Genomic DNA, 1211 nt, shown 5'->3' on the forward strand with positions numbered 1-1211 from the left:
GCCGGTGATCAGCGAGCGGGTGCTGCGGCACGGTGACCGGGCCCTGCTGTGCATGTCCGAGGGCTTCCCGCGCGACCGTGCCGACCAGCTCGCCGCCGTCGCCTCCGGCCTCACCTCCCTCACCTCCGGCGCCAGCCGGATCTTCGAGGGCGGCGAGGTCAACCAGACCGTGGTCGAGATGGAGCGGGGCTTCCTGTTCCTGATGGCCGTCAGCGACGGTTCCGCGCTGGCCGTCCTGGCCGCCCCGGACTCCGACATCGGCCTCGTCGGCTACGAGATGGCCCTGCTCGTCGACCGCGCCGGCGCCGTCCTCACCCCCGCTCTTCGCGCTGAACTCCAGGGCAGTCTCCTGCACTGACGGTTCGTCGGATACCGTCCAGGTATTCGAAGCACCTCCGCGTCCTTCCCGGGCCCGCTTCGGCGGGCTCGGGTTCGGACGTTGTACGGCCTTCGCACCACCGGCTCCGGACCTGCGCCGAAGCTCGCACCGCACCGCCGCACCTTGTGAGGAGAGGAACCGTGACACCGCCCGACGACCGCAGCGGCCAGTACGGCGTTCCGTACCCTGGCACAGGCCATGACGCCTTCGGAGCACCCGGCGTCGGCCACGGTCAGCAGTACGGCCGGCACCAGTACGGACAGCCCCAGCAGCCGTACCCCCGCCCCGAAGAGCAGTACGGCCAGTACGACCAGTACGCCCGGCAGCCCTCGTACGGCGCCCCGGCACCCGGCTACCCGGCCCCGGCGCCCGAGCCGGCGCCCGGCTACCGGCCCGCCCAGGAGCCCGGCCACTTCGAGGAGTTCGAGGACGAACCCGACTCCGGCCCGCTGATCCGCCCGTTCGCGATGACCGGCGGCCGGACCCGCCCGCGCTACGAACTCGCGCTGGAGGCCCTGGTCTCCGCCGATGTCGACCCGCAGCGCCTGGCCACCCTGCTCCCCGAGCACCAGCGGATCTGCACGCTGTGCACGGAGGTCAAATCCGTCGCCGAGGTGTCGGCGCTGCTCTCGCTTCCCCTGGGAGTGGCCCGCATCCTCGTGGCCGACCTGGCCGAGGCTGGCCTGGTCGCCATCCACCAGCCCGCTTCCGGCGGCGAAACCGGAAACCAGCCCGACGTCACGCTGCTCGAAAGGGTCCTCAGTGGACTTCGCAAGCTCTAACGCGGCCGCCCCCACCCGCGCCACCACCTCCGCGAAGATCGTCGTCGCGG

Annotated in this window: 2 protein-coding genes; both read left to right on the forward strand. The window is 72.1% G+C overall.

Annotated features, from left to right (window positions below; translation table 11 throughout):
* Positions 1–4: 4 nt before the first annotated feature.
* Positions 5–358 carry a roadblock/LC7 domain-containing protein gene (locus ACIQOV_RS42025; protein ID WP_401056494.1) on the forward strand — a complete coding sequence of 118 codons (354 nt, stop codon included), beginning with the start codon at positions 5–7 and terminating at the stop codon, positions 356–358.
* A 161-nt stretch (positions 359–519) separates the two neighbouring features.
* Positions 520–1161 carry a DUF742 domain-containing protein gene (locus ACIQOV_RS42030; RefSeq protein WP_380554286.1) on the forward strand — a complete coding sequence of 214 codons (642 nt, stop codon included), beginning with the start codon at positions 520–522 and terminating at the stop codon, positions 1159–1161.
* Positions 1162–1211 lie beyond the last annotated feature (50 nt).

Origin of the sequence: Kitasatospora sp. NPDC091257, assembly GCF_044757675.1 — a bacterium.
GTDB lineage: Bacteria > Actinomycetota > Actinomycetes > Streptomycetales > Streptomycetaceae > Kitasatospora > Kitasatospora lactacystinica.